Here is a 17897-nt window from a genome sequence, read left to right on the forward strand (position 1 = left end):
CAGGGAGACGCCATAGCGTGTCGTCCCCGCGTGAAACAGCGGGTACTTCGTTGCCTGGCGGCGGACGACCTCACAGCAACGGCGTAAACGTCGTAGGCGTCGGTTACCGTAACCGACATGTCCGAATCTTCTTTCCTCATGGTGCATGTGAGCCAGACTGCTGCAGGGCAGGACAATCTTTCCTTCGGACTCGAGACTCGGACCTGGGGATTTCCGAACCCTCTTGAGAACTATGCGGGCACCAAGATGGACTTCGTCATCCTCGGAACGGGCGCACCTCCGCGGGTGGGCCTCGAGATCTGGCTGCGCAACAGGATCAACCTGTATGTGTGCCAAGCAGTCGGAGACCTCTATGAGGGCACGGCTCCGCACTGGCCCGACGAGATAGAAGACCAGCACGTCAAATACCCGACGCGCTTCGGCATCGAACCGCTCGCCACGCTGGTCGACGTCCCCCTTGGCCCCACCGGCCCATTGCCCGAAGCGGCAAGCGACGCGATCCGCCGGTCAGGTGTCGATCGCGGCAACGGCAAGCCAGTCCGCTTCGATCCCGAGCAGCTGTTCAAACTCATGGGCGTCACTCCCAGGCGCACTTCCGCCGGTGCTGCGGTCATCCCGTTGAGCCGAACTCGCTTTGTCCCACCACCAGTACAACCCAAGCGACCGCGCGGATCCATACACGGTACGGGCGCAGGACGGCAGATCGACCCGCGCAAGCGCCAGGCCATCGAGCGCCACGCGGTTGATCTGGCGATACGGCACTACGAGCAGGCCGGTTGGACAGTGGAGGAGATCGGCAAGCCCTACGACCTTCGCCTGACCAAACCCGGCGCCGAACGGCACGTGGAGGTCAAGGGCACCACGGGCGCCCCCACGTCCGTGGAGTTGACGGCCAATGAAGTCCGCCACGCCCGTGAGTTCCCCGATGTCGACCTGTTCGTGGTCAGCGACATCACCGTCAAGGGCTCTCCCCCTGACTTCACCACCAGCGGCGGCAATGTCACTTTGGTACCCAACTGGGAACCTGCTGAAGAAGACCTACGGCCCACCCGTTTCGAGTACCGCATCCCCTCATGACTACCGCACCATACGGCCCCGACCAGTCGCTCGTGACATCCGGATTCGGGAGAGTGCCAGACGACCGTCCGGAGTGGCGAGGTCAGTTAGTCAGGGTGTTGGGGAGGTGGGGGCCTATGTGGCCGATCCAGATTTTCTTGGTGGGGCCGCCGGAGTCGTCGTGGAAGTGGATTCGGGGGGCTGGGGTACCGCCCTGGCGGAGTTTGATGTGGGCCTCCATCAGGATTTTGCCTGAAGGGTGGACCTCGGCGGGGACGGGGAACATGCGTTTGGCGCTGTACTTGCCGTTGGTGTGGACGGTCTGGGATTCGGTCATGACGACCATGCCGGCGGGGATGGCGTGATCGGTGCTGCACATGCACCATTCGCGGAATCCTCCGCCGGTGAAATCGCCGCTCGAACTGGCTTTGGCGTAGGCGTTGAGGGCGCGCAGGGCGTCCCATGCCTTGCCCGCCCAAGCCCGGGCGAGGACCGGGTAGTCCAGGTCGAGTCTGGTCGCGGCCGAGTCCGTGTCACCAATGCTGACGTGCGTGAGAGTGGCGCGGGCCATGGTGACCGCGTCCATGAGGCTGGTGGGTTCGAACCCGGGCTCATCGGGGGCCAGGCCGTAGTGGGGCTGGCCTGCGGCGGCCAGTTTGCCCTCCAGCCAGCGGATACGCGCGCGGAGTTTCCGGGAGTCGGCCACGACTTCGGCATACTCCTCCTGCAGGATCTCGTACTCGTCCCGCAGGTCGTCGTACTCGTCCCTCTCACGCGGCCGTTCACCGTGCCGGCGGTCGATGACCGCCTCGCGCAGGCCCTCGACGTGCGCTCCGAGGACTCGCATCTGACGGAGCAGCGCTCCGTCAGACGCGTTCCCCTGGGACGAGGCCGCCAGGTTGAGCGCGGCCTCCAACTCTCCGCGTAACTCGTCGGCGACGACCTTCGCGACCCTGGGGGCGAGGTCGGAAACCTCCCACGCGGGCTCGGCCTGCGCGGCACCGGCCGGCTGTCCGAGGGGAGCCGGCTCCGAAGGCGCAGGGTTCACGTCCGGCTCCGCGTGAGCCACCACCTCGGCACGCGCGGCCGGCTCATCGTCCGCCCCTTCCGCGACCGCTGGCGTCGCCACAGATGCGCGGGCGGGGCGTGAGGCGGGAGCGGGGCGTACGGTCAGCGCCATCATGCGGCGGCGTAGTTCTTCTCTCTCGGCGTCGGGGGTGGGCTGCCGTGGAGTGACGGCGTCGTGGATGTCCTTGGGCTGGGACTTGCCGGAGAGGATGCGGGAGACGATTCGGTAGGCGCGCAGGACGTCGTCGGGGAGGGGGCGTCGGGTGGTCTCACCGATGGCGCCTTCCGTGACGATGCGGAGGGCGTCCTGTTCCTGGGTGTGGAGCATGCCGCCGCCGATCGCGCGGTGGCGGTGGGGGGATCTTTCCGTCGCCGGGTCCAACGGCGCCAGGTAGGTGCGGATGCCGCCGCCGTACACGCGCAGGTCGCGGCCGAGGTCCTGGTTGAAGCGGTCCTGGGCGCGCAGGTCGGCGAGGCGGACGACCGCGGCGGCGCCCGCGGCGGTGGTGGCGAGGTGGCCGGCTCTGGCGGTGGCGGCGGAGGCGTCGTGCGGGTCGGGGGACACGACGACGATCGGGACGCGGCGGTCGCGCTCGGCCAGGGTGTGGACCAGCCGGGCGATGTCGTGCTCGTCGATCACCTCGGGCGCGTCGGTCAGGTGTACGGCACCGTCGCTGACGCGCGCGGTGCGCAGGTACGCCGGGAGGAACTCCGGCGCCCGGACGCCGCCCGCCGGGCCGTCCTCCTCGACCGTGACGACGACCCAGCCGCCGAGCCCGGGGATGGGCTCGTGGTAGGTGATCCGGGTGCGCAGCAGTCCCGCTCCGCGCGACTCCTCGACGCGGTAGCGACCGCAGTATGTGCTGCGCTCCATGCGGACGCGCAGACCGTCCGCCTCGAACTCCTGCAGCGGCATGCCGCCGTCCGGGGACGGCAGCCCTCTCGCGGCGAGCCACTCGCCGAAGGTGCGGCGGAGCCGGAGGGAGATCGGCCTCGCGCCGTCGCGAAGTACGACCTGGAACAGGCGGGTTACGTTGGGCATGCGGGCGCTATCCCAACGTGACCGTGGATAAGCGAGCGTGGTCTTCGATCATCGGGACCTCCCTGCAGGCCGATCTCTTCCGATCACTTCCGTGGCCGTCACCGACGGTTGGATGAGATCTTCGCCCAGCGGCGCGTCCGGCGCAGCCGAGATCGGGATTTGGCGTTAGACCGAAACGGCTTCTCGCCGCCGCGCACCGCCCCGAACACGGTCCGAGCACGAAGGGGCCGGCTGCGCCTGTGGCCGTGGCTGCGGGGTTTCAGCGGCGCGTTGAGCCCGCCGCCCGGCCTGACCCTTGGCACGCCCGGGGAAGGCGTACGGATTGCTCGGTGTTGACCGAGGCGTGGACGATCGTTTTGCGGACGAGGTAGTGATCAAGCGGCTTCTCGGGGAGTCGGAGACGTGGGCGTTCGTGGGGTTGGGTGAGGACCCGGAGCGGACGGCCTACCAGCAGGCGCGGTTGCTGCAGGCGCGAGGGAAGAAGATCATTCCTGTTCATCCGTCCGCGACGAGCGTGCTCGGCGAGCGGGTGTACGCGTCGCTGGCCGAGGTGCCAGGGAAGATCGACGTCGTCGGGGTGTACCGGCGGACGGAGTTCGCCGGGCAGGTGGTGGACGAGGCGATCGCGGCGGACGCGGGGGCCGTCTGGCTTCCCCTCGGCGTGATCGACGAGACGGCCGCGCGGCGCGCCCTCGACGCCGGACTCGACGTCGTCATGGACCGCTGCCCGGGAGTCGAATGGGCCCTGCGCCGAGGCGCCTGACCACGTCCTTACCGCACGGCGCGGAGTTCTCTCCGTGTCGTACGGCGCGGAGTTCTCCGTATCGTGTCGCTTGCCGACGCGAGGTTGTGGGTGGGATCGCGGTGCTCAGCCACAATGGCGCCGCACGGGCGGGTTCAACACACCTCAACCACTACAAACCACCTGCCGTCAGGCCCTGTCGATCTCTGTAACGGGTGCGGCCGGGCGGTCGGGGTGGCCTGGGGGGAGGTCATGGGTGTGCAAAGCGTAGCGTTGTAGGTACTGGCAGTGGGGGCCGCGCGGGCCGGGGAGGCGGGGGCGCGGTGGACGCCGGACCTGTAGCTAGGGGGTGGCCATGACGTTCGACGGCCCGCCGAAGCTCCTCGCGGAGCGCGCGCAGTTCATCGACGACCGCCTGGGGGCGGGCTCATGGATGAAGCGCAACCTGCGCAAGGTGTTCCCGGACCACTGGTCGTTCCTGCTCGGCGAGATCGCGCTCTACACCTTCGTGATCCTGATCCTCACCGGCGTCTTCCTGACGTTCTGGTTCAGGCCGAGCATGGGCGAGCTGGTCTACCGGGGCTCCTACCAGCCCTTGTACGGCGTACGCATGTCGGAGGCGTACGCCTCCACGCTGCACATCAGCTTCGACGTGCGCGGAGGTCTGCTGATCCGGCAGATCCACCACTGGTCGGCGCTGCTGTTCGTGGCGGCCATCACCGTGCACATGCTGCGGGTGTTCTTCACCGGGGCGTACCGCAAGCCGCGGGACGTCAACTGGACCATCGGCATCCTGCTGTTCGCCCTGGCCCTCGGCGAGGGCCTGACCGGGTACTCGCTGCCGGACGACCTGCTGTCGGGCGCGGGACTGCGCATCACCCAAGGGGTGATCATCGGGATTCCGGTCGTGGGCACGTACCTCTCGTTCCTGCTGTTCGGCGGGGAGTATCCCGGCGAGGTGGTCATCGAGCGGTTCTTCACCATGCACATCCTGCTGATCCCCGGCGCCCTGCTGGCGCTGGTGTCCGCCCATCTCATGCTGATGTGGGTGCAGAAGCACACGCAGATGCCGGGCAAGGGGCGCACCGAGACCAACGTGGTGGGCGGGCCGTTCTTCCCGTCGTTCATGGTCAAGTCCACCGCCTACTTCGTGGTGACGTTCGGCGCGCTGGCGCTGCTGGCGACGGCCGCCCAGATCAACCCGATCTGGTTGTTCGGCCCGTACCTGCCGTCCAACGTCTCGTCGGGGTCGCAGCCCGACTGGTACATGGGCTTCCTGGAGGGCTCTCTGCGGCTCATGCCGTCGTGGGAGTGGAACTTCTTCGGGTACACGGTCCCGCTGAGCGTGCTCGTGCCCGCCTTCCTGCCGATCGGCATCATCTTCGTCGGCCTGCTGGTGTATCCCGCCGCCGAACGGTGGATCACCGGGGACGACCGTGAGCACCACCTGTGCGACCGTCCCCGCAACAACCCGCACCGCACCGCGATCGGCGTCGCGGCGATCACGTTCTACGGCGTCCTGTGGCTGATGGGCACCAACGACTGGATCTCGGCGCGCTTCCACATCCCCCTCTACTCCACGACGGAGGCCGGGCGGGTGCTGGTCTTCCTCGGGCCCGTCATCGCCTACGTCATCACCCACCGCCTGTGTGTGGCCCTGCAGCGCAGGGACCTGGAGACGCTGGCCCACGGCGTCGAGTCCGGCGTGATCAAGCGGCTGCCGAACGGCGAGTACGTCGAGGTGCACGTGCCCGCTGTGGAGGATCTGGCGGACGTGGTGCGGGGGAAGAAGCCCATCCCGGTGATCCGGGCGGCCCCGGATGGCCACGGGGTGCTGCCGGAGGTCGTACGGCACCCGCTCGGCCGGCTGCGGGCCAAGCTCAGTGAAGGCTACGCCCGGGGGACGACACCAGTCCCGCCCTCGCCGAGGGCCTCGGAGGAGCGGGAGCGGCACGAGAAGGAGATCCCTGGCCCCTCGGGGCGCTCGTAATCCCCGCGACTTCTGGTGGGCGGGCTGTTAAGCTCGCGGGCTTGTGTCGTTCGTTGCCCTAAAGCACCACAAAACCGACGTCCGGGTGCGGGCCACCGTGGCGCTCGCGGCGGGGACGGCCCTCATGAACGCGGCCATGGCGACGGCCGGGGTCACGGCCACCTTCGCCGCCGCCGAGACCCTGGGCACCGCCTGGAGCGGCGTCCCGGTGACCGCGAGCATCGCCGGGACCGGCCTCGGCGCGCTGGTGCTCACCCGGCTGATGGAGCGGCGCGGCAGGCGCCCGGGGCTCGCGCTGGGCTACCTCGCCGCCATCGCCGGGGCCGCGCTGGCGGTCGCCGCGGTGGCGGCCCACCAGATCGTCCTGCTGTGCGCGGGAACGCTGCTGCTCGGGCTCGGCAACGCCGCCGCGCAACTCTCGCGGTACGCCGCCGCCGACTTCCACGCCCCGGAGCGACGCGGCTTCGCGATCGGCATCGTGGTGTGGGGGGCGACGGTCGGCGCGGTGGGCGGGCCGCTGCTGCTCCAGCCGGCCGCCGACGCGGCCGCCGCGCTCGGCGCGCCCCCGCTCACGGGGCCGCTGCTGTCGACGCTGCTCGCGGCGGCGGGCGCGGCGCTGGTCGTCCAGGCACTCCCCCGGAGTTCGACGGCCACGGGCACGGTGCCGTCCGATCAGGCGCCCGTCGCTCGGGCGCGCGGGCTGGCGGGGGCGAGAGTCGTGTGGCCGGCGGTGGCGACCATGGTGACCGGACAGGTGATCATGGTGGCGCTGATGACGGCCGCCCCTCTCGACATGCGCATGCACGGCCACGGGCTCGGCTCGGTGGGGGTCGCCCTGTCGGCGCACACGTTCGGCATGTTCGCCCTGTCGCCGCTCACCGGACGGCTGGTGGACCGCCTGGGGACCCGGCCGGTGATGGCCGCCGGCCTGGTCACGCTGCTCGCCGCCGCGTTCCTGGCCGCCACCGGCGACGCGCACCCGTGGTCGCGGACGGCGGGGCTGTTCCTGCTCGGGTACGGGTGGAACCTGTGCTTCATCGGCGGCAGCGGCGGGCTGGCCCGTGACCTGCCGCAGGCGGACCGTACCCGGCTGGAGGGAGAGGTGGACGCGGTGGTCTGGGTCGTGGCGGCGGTGGCCGGGCAGAGCGCCACGATGATCCTGTCCACGGGCGGGTACGGCGTCCTGGCCGCCGCCTCGGCCGCGCTGGTCGTCCTGCCGGCGGTCCTTCTGCTCAGAGCGGGACGCCCGCCCGTCAGCACGGGACGTGATTGCGCAGGCGAAGGGGATCGGGATACGGCGACAGGTACGACTGCTCGTACACGTAGGCCGCGTTCTCGCCCCTGGCGTGGTGGCGCAGGAGAGTGACGGGCACGCTGAGCGCGACCTGGCGCGCCTGGTAGGACTCGATGACCTCGACCAGGTCGGCGCGGCGGGCGCGGTCCAGCCGTTCGCTGATCATGCCGAGGCAGTGGTGCAGGACGTTGACGTTGCGCCCGACGGTCGCCTTCCTGGCCAGCGCGGCGCGGAAGGCGCCGGCGTAGGAGCGGGCGAGCGGCTCGCGCGGGGCCGTCCCGGCGGTGGCGACGAGCCGTCCGAGCGCGCGGTACGCCTCGGGGGCGTGCGCCAGGACCTGCATCTTGTGGCGGGCGTGGAAATCGACCAGGTCGCGCGGGCGCCACGGCTCGGCGAGCAGGGAGCGCAGCCGGGCCGCGGCGAAGATCCGTTCGACGAACGCCTCGCGCAGAGCGGCGTCGCGCAGGCGGCCCTCGTCCTCGACGGCCAGGGAGGGGTGGGCGTCGATCACCGCCCCGGCGAACAGACCGCGGTTGCGCCGGTCGACCACGCCGTCCCCGGCGTACAGGGGAATGCCGTGGATGCCGCAGCTCGGGCTCTTGGCCTTGAACACGTACCCATCCACGTCGAGCGTGGCGGCGCGGGCCGTGGCCAGGGACCTCATCGGCGCGGTGAGGTCGGCGCGGCCGCGCCGGGTGACCAGGCGCGGGCCTTCGGGCGAACGTTCAAGGCGAAGGGTCTCGCGGGGCGTGCCGAGGCCGATCTCCATCTCCGGGCAGACGCGCACCCAGTCCACGTACTCCGACAGTTCGGTGGTGAGGAACCGGTCGCGGCTGTGCCCGCCGTTGAACCGCACGGGGTCGCCGAGCAGGCAGCTCGACACCGCCAACCGGGGCCTGACGTCCGCGTTCATCATCTTCCCCTTGTCCCATACGAGGCATGAACTTACTCAAAACCTATTCAAGTTCCAGTCGTACCCCGCCACGCCCGGCCGAGGCAACCTCGCGGGCGGCACGCGGACGCCAACAGTGGTCAAAGAATCGGGGCCGGTTCAGGGCCGGGGCGAGACGGCGGGTACGGGGGTGGCGCGGCGATGCAACCGGGACGGCGGGCGCGTACGAAAACCCAGCAAACGAGCCCATGATCCCCGTGGGGACGAAGGAGCGGTGCGCATGGTGACGTCTGCCCGAGAGAAGATCGATGTCCGGGAGCTCGTCGACCGCCGCCTCGAAGAGCTCCTCGCCCAGGAGATGCGGCGGCTGGCCTTCCTCGGGGACGCCGACCGCGAGGTGGTGGGCCGTTACCTCGCCGAGTTCGTGCGCGGCGGCGGCAAGCGGCTGCGGCCGTCCTTCGTCTACTGGGGGTACCGCGCCGCGGGAGGCCCGGAGGAGGACCTGGACGCGGTGCTGCCCGCCGCCTGCGCCGTGGAGATCCTGCACGCGTCCGCGCTGATCCTCGACGACGTGATGGACGAGGCCGGCACGCGGCGGGGCCGCACGACCGCGCACACGGGCCTGACGGCGCACCACCGCGGGCGGGGCTGGTCCGGGGACGCGGGCCGGTTCGGGGACTCCGCCGCCACCCTGCTGGGCATGCTGGCGTTCACCTGGGCCGACGCGGCGCTGCTGCACGGGACGCGACGGCTGCGCGAGGCGATGGAGGTCTTCACCACGCTGCGCGTGGAGGTCATCTCCGGCCAGTACCTCGACGTGGCGAGCGCCGCCCGCGGCGCGGCCGGCCGCGAGGAGACCACGGTGATCGCACGGTACAAGTCCGGCAAGTACACCGTCGAACGGCCGCTGCACCTCGGCCACGCGGTCGCCGGAGGCGACCCGGCCCTGCGTGCGGCCCTGAGCGCGTACGCGCTGCCGGTGGGCGAGGCGTTCCAGCTCCGCGACGACGTCCTCGGCGTCTTCGGCGACCCCGCCGTCACCGGCAAGCCCGCAGGGGCCGACCTGCGCCAGGGCAAGCAGACCTACCTGACCGCGGTGGCACGCGAGCGGGCCGGGACGTACGGCGCGGCGGTGCTGGCGGCGGCACGGGACGACTCCGGCGTCGCGGCGGCGCGCGAGCTGATCGTCTCGACCGGCGCGCTGGAGACGGCGGAGCGCCGCATCGAGACCCTGCTGGACACCGCGCGGAACGCGCTCGTCCGGGCCGCCGTCCCACCGGACGCCGAGGCCGCCCTGCTGGAGCTCGCCGGGCTCGCCACGGCCAGGAGCGCCTGATGGACGGCCGGGGCCGGGCGGGCGCGCGGCGAGCCGGAGGGCCGGCGGGCGGGCGTGGACACGTCGTGGTGATCGGAGCGGGGCTGGGCGGGCTCGCGGCGGCGATGCGGCTGGCCGGAGCGGGCCGCGAGGTGACCGTCGTGGAGGCCCAGGACGTGCCGGGAGGGTGCTGCGGGACCGGCTCCGCGGGCCCGTACCGGTTCGACACCGGGCCTTCGGTGCTGACCATGCCGGACGTGCTCGCCGACACGTTCGCCGCCGCCGGCGCGGAGCTGTCGTCCTGGCTGCCGCTGCGGCGGCTCGACCCGTACTACCGGATGACCTACCACGACGGGTCCCGCCTGGACGTGGTCGCCGGAGCCGAGGCGATGGCCGAGCAGGTACGGGAGCTGTGCGGCCCCGCTGAAGCCGTCCGCTACCTGCGCTTCCGGCGGCACCTGGAAGACATGTTCCACGTCGAATGGAACGCCTTCATCGACAGGGACATGACCCGCCTGCGGGCGCTGGCCCGGCCGTACGCGCTCGCCAGGATCGCCGCGCTCGGCGGCTTCCGCGGCCTGGACGCCCTGGTGCGCCGGCACCTGACCGACGAGCGGCTGATCAGGGCGCACACCTTCCAGGCCCTGTACGTCGGGCTCGCGCCGCGGCGCGCCCTGGGCATCTACGCGGTGATCGCGCACATGGACACGGTCGGCGGCGTCTACTTCCCGGTCGCGGGCGGCATGCACGCGATCCCGCGCGCCATGGCGGGCGCGGCCGAGAAGGCGGGCGCGCGGTTCCGGTACGGCGTGCGTGCCACCCGCGTGGAGACCGGCGGCGCGGGGGTGACCGCGGTCCGGCTGGACACCGGCGAGCGGCTCGCGGCGGACCACGTCGTGCTCGCCTGCGACCGGCTCGCGGCGCGCGGCCTGCTGCCCCCCGAGGCCGGCGACCGCCGTCCGCGCAGGCCGCGGTTCTCGCCGTCCTGCCTGGTCGCGCACTTCGGCCTGGACCGGCCCCTGCCCGGCCGCGCGCACCACACCCTGCACTTCGGGCGGGCGTGGGCGTCCACCTTCGACGCGCTGGCGGCGGGACGCCCGCAGCCGGACCCCAGCCTGCTGGTCACCTACCCCCGGCCGGACGGCGACGCCGCCCCGGACGGCCACGCGACGCTCAGCGTGCTGGAGCCGACCGCGAACCTGACCGGCGGCGGCGACTGGGAACGCCTCACCCCGCGGCTGCTGGACCGCATGCTCGCCCGGCTCGCCGACCTCGGCTACGGAGACCTGTCCTCGGCGCCCCGCCTCGTCCTCGACCCGCCCGCGTGGCGGCGGCGCGGGCACTCGGCCGGCACCCCCTTCGCCCTCGACCACCGGTTCACCCAGACGGCCTGGTTCCGCCCGTCCGGCGCCGCCCGCCGCCTCCCCGGGCTGCACTTCGCCGGCATGTACACCGCGCCGGGGGTGGGGGTTCCGCCGGTGCTGATCTCCGGCCGGCTGGCGGCAGAACGCATCCTGGAGAGCTCCCCATGACCTCGCATCCCCCGCCCCTCACGACCGCGCCTGTCACGCTCACCGCCAGCTACGCGCGCTGCCGCCGGCTGCACGCCGCCTACGGGCGCTCCTACTACCTGGCCACCCGCCTGCTGCCCGCCTGGAAGCGTCCGCACGTCCACGCGCTGTACGGCTTCGCCCGGTACGCCGACGAGATCGTCGACTCCTTCGCGATGACCGGCGACCGGGCCGCGGCCCTGGACGGCCTCACCGCCCGGCTGTCCGCGTGGACCACCGGTGACCGAGCGGCCGCGCGAGCCGATGACCAGGTCGGCGACCCGGTACTGCCCGCGTTCACGCACACCGTGCGGTCCTTCGCCATCGACCCGGACGACGTCGGCGCCTTCCTCGGCTCGATGCGGGCGGATCTGACCGTGACCCGGTATGCCACCTATGAGGAGCTGCTCGGCTACATGGAGGGCTCGGCCGCCGTCATCGGCACGATGATGCTGCCCGTGCTCGAACCCCTGCCGGGCGCCGCGGAGCGGGCCCGCGAGCCCGCCCGGATGCTGGGCCTGGCCTTCCAGCTCACCAACTTCATCCGCGACGTGGCGGAGGACCTCGCCCGGGGGCGCGTCTACCTGCCGCTTGAGGACCTGGACAAGTTCGGCGTCACCGTGGGCGACCTGGCCGACCGCCGGGCGAGCCGCGCCGTGCGCGACCTCATCGCGTACGAGACTGGCCGGGCGCGCGAGCTGTACCGGCGGGCGCTGCCCGGCATCGCGATGCTCGTGCCGTCCTCGCGGCCGTGTATACGCGCGGCGTACGAGCTGTACGGCGGCATCCTGGACCAGGTCGAGGCGGCCGGGTACGACGTGCTGGCGGCGCGGGCGCGGGTGCCGGGGCGGCGCAGGCTCGCCGTGTTCGCGCGGCAGCTCGCCGCCGCCGCCTCGGCGGACCGCGCCGAGCGCCGGACGCGGGCGGAGGCGCGCTGACATGGCACACGACCCGCGGGACCTGCCGGTCGTGGTCGACGCCATGGGCGGCGACCACGGCCCGGCCGAGATCATCCGGGGAGCGGTCCTGGCGCGGCGCGAGCACGGCGTCGAGGTGATCCTCACCGGGCGGCGGGACGTGCTGGACCGCGAGCTGGCCCGGCTCGGCGCGCGCGGCGAGGCCGACGTGGCGCACGCCGGCGACGTCGTCCCGATGACCGAGCGCGGCGCGGGGGCGCTTGCCAGGACCGGGTCCAGCCTCGCCGTGGCCTTCGACCTGCTGGGCCAGGGAGTCGGAGGGGCGTTCGTGTCCGCCGGGTCCACCGGCGCGGTCGTCGCGAGCGCCGTACGGCACCTGGGCCTGGCCGCGCCGGTGCTGCGGCCGGGGCTGGCCGTCGCGCTGCCGACGACGGGCGGCGCGGCCACCGTGCTCATCGACGCGGGCGCCACCGTGGACCCCACCCCCGAGATGATCGTGCAGTTCGCCCTGCTCGGCGCCTGCTACGCCGAACTGGTGCTCGGCGTCGCCGAGCCGTCCGTGGGCCTGCTGTCGATCGGGTCGGAGCCGGGCAAGGGCAACCGGCTCACCCGCCGCGCCGAGGAGCTGCTGCGCCGGGCGCCGCTGCGCTTCCACGGCGTCGTCGAGGGCCACGACGTGCTCTCCGGGACGGTGGACGTCATCGTGACCGACGGGTTCACCGGCAACGTCGTGCTCAAGAACGTGGAGGGGTCGGTGCGGGCGGCCCTGACGCTCGCGGCGCGTCGCGGGGCCGCCGAGCCGGAGCGGCTGCGGGAGGTCGCCCGGCTCTACCACCCCGAGACGCACGGCGGCGCCGCCCTGCTCGGCCTCACCGGCACCGTGGTCGTGGCGCACGGCTCCTCCCGCGCCGCGACGATCGCGCGCGCCTGCGTCGTCGCCCGCGACCTGGCCCGCGGCGGCGTGGCCTCCCGGCTCCGCGACCGGCTCACCGTCAGGACGGCCCCGTGACGACGCACCGGGCCGAACCCGGCCCCGGCGGGCCTACGCGTACGACCGGGGCCATTCCCGGCGGGCTGCCACGTGCGGCCGAGATCGCCTTCGGCGGGCCGTCCGGGGAATGGCGGCGCCGGTCAGGCCGGCGGGGCGTGGAACGTGGCCAAGGGGTCGGCGCCGTCCCAAGTGCCCTCGCTGCCGTAGGGGGTGAAGCGGGCGAACAGTTCCTCGGAGTACCAGTTCTCCGCGCGGACCCGGCCGATCACGCGGCGGTGGGCCTCGCCCGCGTAGGCGAAGGCGCGCACGGCGGCGGCGTCCCGCCACAGCGAGAACGTGGCCTGCCGGGCGAGCGGCCACTCCCCCACGCCGACGGAGGCCAGCCTGCCGTCCTGCGCGCGCAGCAGCTCGTCCACCCCGGGAACCGACCGGTAGAAGGCCGCCAGCCGAAGGGGCCGGATCGCGGCCCGCGTGAGCACCGCCACCGGCCCGCCCGCGCCGGCGGCCCCGCCGACCGGATCGGCCTCTCGCGCGAACCCAAGCCCGTCCTCCTCTCGCGCGATCCCCTCCGCGCGTCGCACCGGCCCGTCGTCCTCTCCCGCGGCGTCCTCTCTCTGTCTCGCGGGTTCGCCGCGGGAGGGGAGTGCGGGGAACGGGTCGGTGCCGCCCCAGGTGCCGCGCGAGGTCACGGGGGTCAGGCGGACCTGCCAGGACTCGGTGGCCTCGCGGCGCCAGCGCGCCGGGATGGGCGAGCGCGCCAGGAAGCGGTCCAGTGCGGTCTCGTCACGCCATACGGCGAACAGGGCCCAGCGGCGCGGGTCGGCGCCCGGCGTCATCGACGGACCCCGCCCGGTGCCGAGCAGCCGCCAGAACAGCAATCCCGGCGTGCGGCGCAGCACCGGACGGTCCAGCGCCATGTGCCGCATCGCCCCCAGGTCCGCGTACCTGGTGAGATGGAATGAAGCGATGACTCCCCTGTTGGTCCAGCTCGCGCTGCCGGTCATCGGCGGCTACCTCCTCGGCTCGGTCCCGGTGGCGGTGCTGGTGGCCAGGGCGCACGGCTTCGACCCCCGTGAGGTCGGGGACCGCAATCCGGGGTTCTGGAACGTGCGCGGCCGGCTCGGCGGGCGCGGCGCGGCCCCGGTGTTCGCCGGGGACATGCTCAAGGGCCTGCTGGCCGGGCTGCTCGGCCTGGTGGCGGGCGGCGCGCACACCTCCGGCCTCGGCGTGGTGGCGGGCCCGAGCGTGCCACCCGTGTACGTGGCGGTGGCGGCGGCGATGATCGGGCACGCCTGGCCGGTCTTCGCGGGGTTCCGCGGCGGACGTTCGATCCTCACCTTCGCCGGAGGCTTCGCCGTCATCTGCCCGCCCGCTTTCGCGGTCGGCCTGGCCATGCTCGGCGGGACCGCCGCGGTGACCCGGTCGTTCGCCATCGGCGCGCGGGCGGGGGTGTTCGCCCTGCCGGTGGCGCAACTGCTGTTCGCGCCGGTCGGCCAGGTCGCCGCCACCGGGGCGCTGATGTGCCTCATCGGCCTGCGCTTCGGCCAGGCGGCCCTGGCCGGCCGCCGCCGGTGACGGTGCCGGCGGCGCGCGTCCGGTCGCGTGCCGGGCCGGGGTAGGTGCGGTTCCGCCAGGTTCGCGGGGGGCGGAGCGTGGCGTGGGTCAGCCGCGCCGCCGTGGCGGGGTCGAGGAGGACCGACAGGGCGACCCCGGCTCCCGGGCGGGCGTAGCTGCCCCGCAGGGCGCCGGCGAGCAGCGCCCGCACCGCGAGCAGGGTGAGGTCCAGCCGGGTCGGGCGGCCGGCGGCGAGCCGGAGCACCGGCAGCGCGGTCGTGAGCCAGACGACGGCGAGGTCGGCGGCCTGCCAGGCGGGTGCGGTGACGTCTGCCAGCGGCAGAGATCTGCCCCATTCGCGCCACACGCCGGAGGGCGACTCGTGCATGTCGACCTCCAGCAGGCCGCCCGCGTCCAGGAAGGCGACCGTCCATCCCTCGGCGGCGAGGGCGCGGGCGAGGGCGACGTCGTCGGTCAGGTGGCGGCGCACCCGGGTGAAGCCGTCGGCACGCAGCATCGCGTCGCGCCGGAAGGCGAGGCACTGGCCGTTGGCGACGATCCGGTGCGGCGGCGGCGGAGCGGGCGGGCCGATCGGGCCGAAGCGGTAGACGAGCGTGGCGAGGAACGAGGCGTGCAGGGCCTGCTCGGCCACCCCGTCGCAGACGAACCGCGGGCCCGCGCTCACCAGGTCGCGTCCGTCCAGCGCGTCCGCGAGCGCGGCGAACAGGCCGGGACGGGGCCTGGTGTCGGCGTCCAGCGTGACGACGACCGTGCCGCGCGCCCGCCGCAGCCCCTGGTGCAGCGCCCACTGCTTGCCGACCCAGCCGGGGGGCAAGGGGGCGCCCGTGACGACCGTCGCGCCGAGGGAGGCGGCGAGGGCGGCGGTGCCGTCGGTGGACTCGTCGTCCACGACGATCACCTCGGTGACGGCCGGGTCGGCGAGCACGGCCGTCAGGCAGGGCGCGACGCGCTGCTCCTCGTCCCTGGCCGGGATCACCACCGAGATCGACGGGACCGCCCCGTCGGCGTGCGACGGCGGAGCGGTCAGCGGGGGGAGGCGCCGCCGGCCTCGCCCCAGCCGTACGGCCACGGCCACGGCGGCGAGCGCCTGGGCCGCGGCGAGCAGGCGCGCGGGGGTCACAGCCGGGCGCCACGGGGAACACCGCCGGGAGGTCGAAGCCGGGCGCGTCATGAAGAACACCGCCGGAAGATGGGGGCCGGGCGGGTCACGGGGAACGCCGCCGGAAGTCGTGCTTGACGAGGTCGGCGACGATGCGGCCGCCCATGGTGACCAGGGGCAGGCCGCCGCCGGGGTGGGCGGACCCGCCGACCAGGTACAGGCCGCGGCGGGGGCCGCGGTTGCCGGGACGCCGGAACGGGGCGAGCGGCCCGCCGTACGCGCTGCCGTAGATGGCGCCGCCCGGCGCGCCGTACCGGTCGCGGATGTCGGCCGGGGTGAACGTCTCCACGAAGCGCAGCCGGCCCGCCAGGTCGTGGCCGCGCGAGGCCAGCCGCTCCAGCACCAGCTCGCCGTAGGCGTCGGGGGACGTGGGCCAGCGCGCGGGGTCGCCCGCGGGGACGTTGACCAGCATCACCCAGTTCTCCGCGCCCGGCGGGGCCTGGGTGGGGTCGTCCACGGCCGAGCAGCCGATGTAGACGGTCGGGTCCTCGGGCGGCCGCCGCCGGTCGAAGATGTCGCCGAACTCCTCGCGGTAGTCGGCGGAGAACACGATCGAGTGGTGCGGCAGCCCTTCGGTCCGACCTTCCACCGCCGCGAGCAGCAGGAACGCCGACGACGACAGGCCGAGCCTGGCGATCCGCCGCAGCCGGGCCCGGTCGGGCAGCAGCCTGCCGTACAGGGCGGCCGCGTCGGCGTTCACCACCACGGCGTCGGCCGCCACCGTCTCGCCGCCCGCCAGCCTCACCCCGCGCACCCGGGCGCGGTCGGCCAGCACCGCGGCGACCTCGGCGCCGAGGTGGATCTCGACGCCCGCCTTACCGAGCAGGACGGCCAGCGCCTCGGCGATCCTGGGCAGCCCTCCGGGCACGTACCAGCCGCCTTCGCCGTGCTCGATGGCGGGGACGCAGCCGAGCGCCGCGGGAGCCCGGTAGGGGCTGGACCCGGCGTAGGTGGCGTACCGGCCGACGTACTGCCGGAGGCGGGGGTCGCGGAAGAAGCGGCGCGCCAGCCCGTCGAGGGTGCGCCCGGGGGCGACGGCCCGCAGGTCGGCGGCGCGCGGCCGCTGCCGCGACGGGGGAAGATGGGTCGGCAGCGCCAGCGGCGCGGAGAAGAACGTGCGCCGGGACGCGGCCAGGCAGTCCCCGGCCCAGCGGTAGAAGGCCCGCCAGCGGTCGCCCTCTCCCGGCGCGAGCCGTTCCACCTCGGCGGCGGTCCTGCCGGGGTCCCGGTAGGCGCGCAGGGTGGAGCCGTCGGCGAACCGATAGCGGCACAGTTCATCCGGTTCGACCAGGTCGAGGGGCACGCCGAGGTCGCGGAACAGGCCGGGCAGCGTCAGCAGCGACGGGCCGAGGGAGAAGGTGAACCCCTCCCGCCGGCGCTCGGCCAGCTTGCCGCCGAGCCGGGGCAGCCGTTCGTACAACCGGACCGCGTGCCCGTCCCTGGCCAGCAGCAGCGCGGACACCATGCCGCCCACGCCGCCGCCGACCACGATCACCTCCGCCATCGGCGCCTCCAGGCGAGCAGCGCGAACGTTCCCATCGCGGCGCCTCCCACGGCGGCGACCAGCGGGTCGGGCGGGCGGAACACCGCCGCGAAGGCGACCGTCTCCATCACCGCCATGACCGTGTAGAGCGCGACCAGGCCGCCGCCACGCACGGGTTCGCCCGCGACGGCGCCGATCACGACCATCACCAGCAGGGACACCACGAGCCACCCCGCGAAGTTGCTGAGCGGCACGCCCCGGTAGGGCCCCGCGTCCGCCCACTCCCACAGGCCGAGGCGCGTCATCTGCGGGTCGAGGAACAGGTCCCACGCGGTCAGCGCGAGCGCCCCCGTGGCCGCGCGCGCCGCCGCCCGGCGGCGGGACCGGCCGGGGACGATCCGGCAGGCGACCGCCCACGCCGCGAGGCCCATGCCGGCCCAGGCCAGGGCGACGATCAGCGGCACCCCGCCGGGGCTCGGCCACAGCAGGCCGCCGTAGCGGTAGTCGCCGAACGGCAGGCCGGTCCTGATGCCGATCCACTCCGCGGCGTAGCCCACCGCAGCGGCGGCGGCGAACGCGCCGGCGGCCCGGGCCGGGCCGTGGCCGGCGGCCGCGTAGGCCAGGGCGCATCCCGCGAACAGGACGACGACCAGCGTGGTCATCCGCACGTCTTCGGGGAGAAGTCCTGTCACCACCTGGGCGCAGATCATGGCGACGAGCAGGAAGGCTCCGGCGGCGGCGAACCGGCGTCCGGGGCCGCGCCGCGCGTCGCCGGTCCGCGCCTCCTCTGGCGTCTCCGTCGTCCTCACGCCCTGTCCTTCGG

At 73.6% G+C, this 17897-nt stretch carries 15 protein-coding genes; 9 read left to right on the top strand and 6 right to left on the bottom strand.

Features of this window, described 5'->3' with window-relative positions; translation table 11 throughout:
• The first annotated feature begins 117 nt into the window (after positions 1-117).
• Positions 118-1077, top strand: coding sequence for a protein NO VEIN domain-containing protein (locus BJ982_RS33390; protein ID WP_184886698.1), 960 nt, complete (start codon positions 118-120; stop codon positions 1075-1077).
• Between the two features lie 82 nt (positions 1078-1159).
• Here the strand turns inward: BJ982_RS33390 and BJ982_RS33395 are convergent, their stop codons facing one another.
• A complete protein-coding gene (locus BJ982_RS33395) occupies positions 1160-3166 on the bottom strand; it encodes an amino acid adenylation domain-containing protein (protein WP_184886701.1) in 2007 nt (668 codons plus the stop codon).
• 343 nt (positions 3167-3509) lie between these two features.
• Here BJ982_RS33395 and BJ982_RS33400 point away from each other — a divergent pair, with 343 nt between their 5' ends.
• The 3 genes from BJ982_RS33400 (at position 3510) to BJ982_RS33410 (ending at position 7264) form a co-directional block, all read left to right on the top strand.
• The gene (locus tag BJ982_RS33400; RefSeq protein ID WP_184886704.1) at positions 3510-3929 is read left to right on the top strand and encodes a CoA-binding protein; all 420 of its coding nucleotides are present in this window, start codon (positions 3510-3512) and stop codon (positions 3927-3929) included.
• A gap of 334 nt (positions 3930-4263) precedes the next feature.
• On the top strand, positions 4264-5898 hold the full coding sequence (gene qcrB / locus BJ982_RS33405) for a cytochrome bc1 complex cytochrome b subunit (RefSeq protein WP_184886706.1): 1635 nt from the start codon (positions 4264-4266) through the stop codon (positions 5896-5898).
• 85 nt (positions 5899-5983) lie between these two features.
• A complete protein-coding gene (locus BJ982_RS33410) occupies positions 5984-7264 on the top strand; it encodes an MFS transporter (protein WP_184886708.1) in 1281 nt (426 codons plus the stop codon).
• Here BJ982_RS33410 and BJ982_RS33415 read toward each other — a convergent pair.
• Complete coding sequence (locus BJ982_RS33415; protein ID WP_184886710.1) at positions 7152-8108, bottom strand: YbgA family protein; 957 nt, start codon at positions 8106-8108, stop codon at positions 7152-7154. The genes BJ982_RS33410 and BJ982_RS33415 overlap by 113 nt on opposite strands.
• A gap of 256 nt (positions 8109-8364) precedes the next feature.
• Between BJ982_RS33415 and BJ982_RS33420 the strand changes: the two genes are divergently transcribed.
• The 4 genes from BJ982_RS33420 (at position 8365) to BJ982_RS33435 (ending at position 12875) form a co-directional block, all read left to right on the top strand.
• Positions 8365-9420, top strand: coding sequence for a polyprenyl synthetase family protein (locus BJ982_RS33420; protein WP_184886712.1), 1056 nt, complete (start codon positions 8365-8367; stop codon positions 9418-9420).
• 65 nt (positions 9421-9485) lie between these two features.
• The gene (gene crtI, locus BJ982_RS33425) at positions 9486-10931 is read left to right on the top strand and encodes a phytoene desaturase family protein (RefSeq protein WP_239122872.1); all 1446 of its coding nucleotides are present in this window, start codon (positions 9486-9488) and stop codon (positions 10929-10931) included.
• Entirely contained in the window at positions 10928-11887 is a 960-nt protein-coding gene (locus BJ982_RS33430; protein WP_184886717.1) for a phytoene/squalene synthase family protein, read from the top strand. The genes crtI and BJ982_RS33430 overlap by 4 nt, the downstream gene beginning before the upstream one ends.
• Position 11888: 1 nt before the next feature.
• A complete protein-coding gene (locus BJ982_RS33435) occupies positions 11889-12875 on the top strand; it encodes a phosphate acyltransferase (protein ID WP_184886719.1) in 987 nt (328 codons plus the stop codon).
• Between the two features lie 122 nt (positions 12876-12997).
• On the opposite strand, the gene BJ982_RS33440 is transcribed toward BJ982_RS33435, so the two are convergent.
• Entirely contained in the window at positions 12998-13861 is an 864-nt protein-coding gene (locus BJ982_RS33440) for a spheroidene monooxygenase (protein ID WP_221482417.1), read from the bottom strand.
• Here BJ982_RS33440 and BJ982_RS33445 point away from each other — a divergent pair.
• Positions 13824-14432 carry a glycerol-3-phosphate acyltransferase gene (locus BJ982_RS33445; RefSeq protein ID WP_184886721.1) on the top strand — a complete coding sequence of 203 codons (609 nt, stop codon included), beginning with the start codon at positions 13824-13826 and terminating at the stop codon, positions 14430-14432. The two genes, BJ982_RS33440 and BJ982_RS33445, sit on opposite strands and share 38 nt — an antisense overlap.
• Here the strand turns inward: BJ982_RS33445 and BJ982_RS33450 are convergent.
• The 3 genes from BJ982_RS33450 to BJ982_RS33460 form a co-directional block, all read right to left on the bottom strand.
• Positions 14383-15552, bottom strand: a complete 1170-nt coding sequence (locus BJ982_RS33450) for a glycosyltransferase family 2 protein (protein WP_239122873.1) — start codon at positions 15550-15552, stop codon at positions 14383-14385. The genes BJ982_RS33445 and BJ982_RS33450 overlap by 50 nt on opposite strands.
• Positions 15553-15637: 85 nt before the next feature.
• On the bottom strand, positions 15638-17095 hold the full coding sequence (locus tag BJ982_RS33455; RefSeq protein ID WP_184886725.1) for a phytoene desaturase family protein: 1458 nt from the start codon (positions 17093-17095) through the stop codon (positions 15638-15640).
• Positions 17083-17883 (bottom strand): carotenoid biosynthesis protein, encoded by an 801-nt coding sequence (locus tag BJ982_RS33460; protein WP_239122874.1) that lies wholly within the window; start codon positions 17881-17883, stop codon positions 17083-17085. Before BJ982_RS33460 ends, BJ982_RS33455 begins: the two co-directional genes overlap by 13 nt.
• Positions 17884-17897: the final 14 nt, after the last annotated feature.

Origin of the sequence: Sphaerisporangium siamense, assembly GCF_014205275.1 — a bacterium.
Lineage (GTDB): Bacteria > Actinomycetota > Actinomycetes > Streptosporangiales > Streptosporangiaceae > Sphaerisporangium > Sphaerisporangium siamense.

Excerpts from the sequence above, each read along its gene's own strand:
- BJ982_RS33435 (WP_184886719.1), top strand. The coding sequence starts at position 11,889 with ATGGCACACGACCCGCGGGACCTGCCGGTCGTGGTCGACGCCATGGGC.
- BJ982_RS33415 (WP_184886710.1), bottom strand. The coding sequence starts at position 8,108 with ATGATGAACGCGGACGTCAGGCCCCGGTTGGCGGTGTCGAGCTGCCTG.
- BJ982_RS33420 (WP_184886712.1), top strand. The coding sequence starts at position 8,365 with ATGGTGACGTCTGCCCGAGAGAAGATCGATGTCCGGGAGCTCGTCGAC.
- BJ982_RS33390 (WP_184886698.1), top strand. The coding sequence starts at position 118 with ATGTCCGAATCTTCTTTCCTCATGGTGCATGTGAGCCAGACTGCTGCA.
- BJ982_RS33395 (WP_184886701.1), bottom strand. The coding sequence starts at position 3,166 with ATGCCCAACGTAACCCGCCTGTTCCAGGTCGTACTTCGCGACGGCGCG.
- BJ982_RS33445 (WP_184886721.1), top strand. The coding sequence starts at position 13,824 with ATGACTCCCCTGTTGGTCCAGCTCGCGCTGCCGGTCATCGGCGGCTAC.
- BJ982_RS33440 (WP_221482417.1), bottom strand. The coding sequence starts at position 13,861 with ATGACCGGCAGCGCGAGCTGGACCAACAGGGGAGTCATCGCTTCATTC.
- qcrB (WP_184886706.1), top strand. The coding sequence starts at position 4,264 with ATGACGTTCGACGGCCCGCCGAAGCTCCTCGCGGAGCGCGCGCAGTTC.
- BJ982_RS33430 (WP_184886717.1), top strand. The coding sequence starts at position 10,928 with ATGACCTCGCATCCCCCGCCCCTCACGACCGCGCCTGTCACGCTCACC.
- BJ982_RS33455 (WP_184886725.1), bottom strand. The coding sequence starts at position 17,095 with ATGGCGGAGGTGATCGTGGTCGGCGGCGGCGTGGGCGGCATGGTGTCC.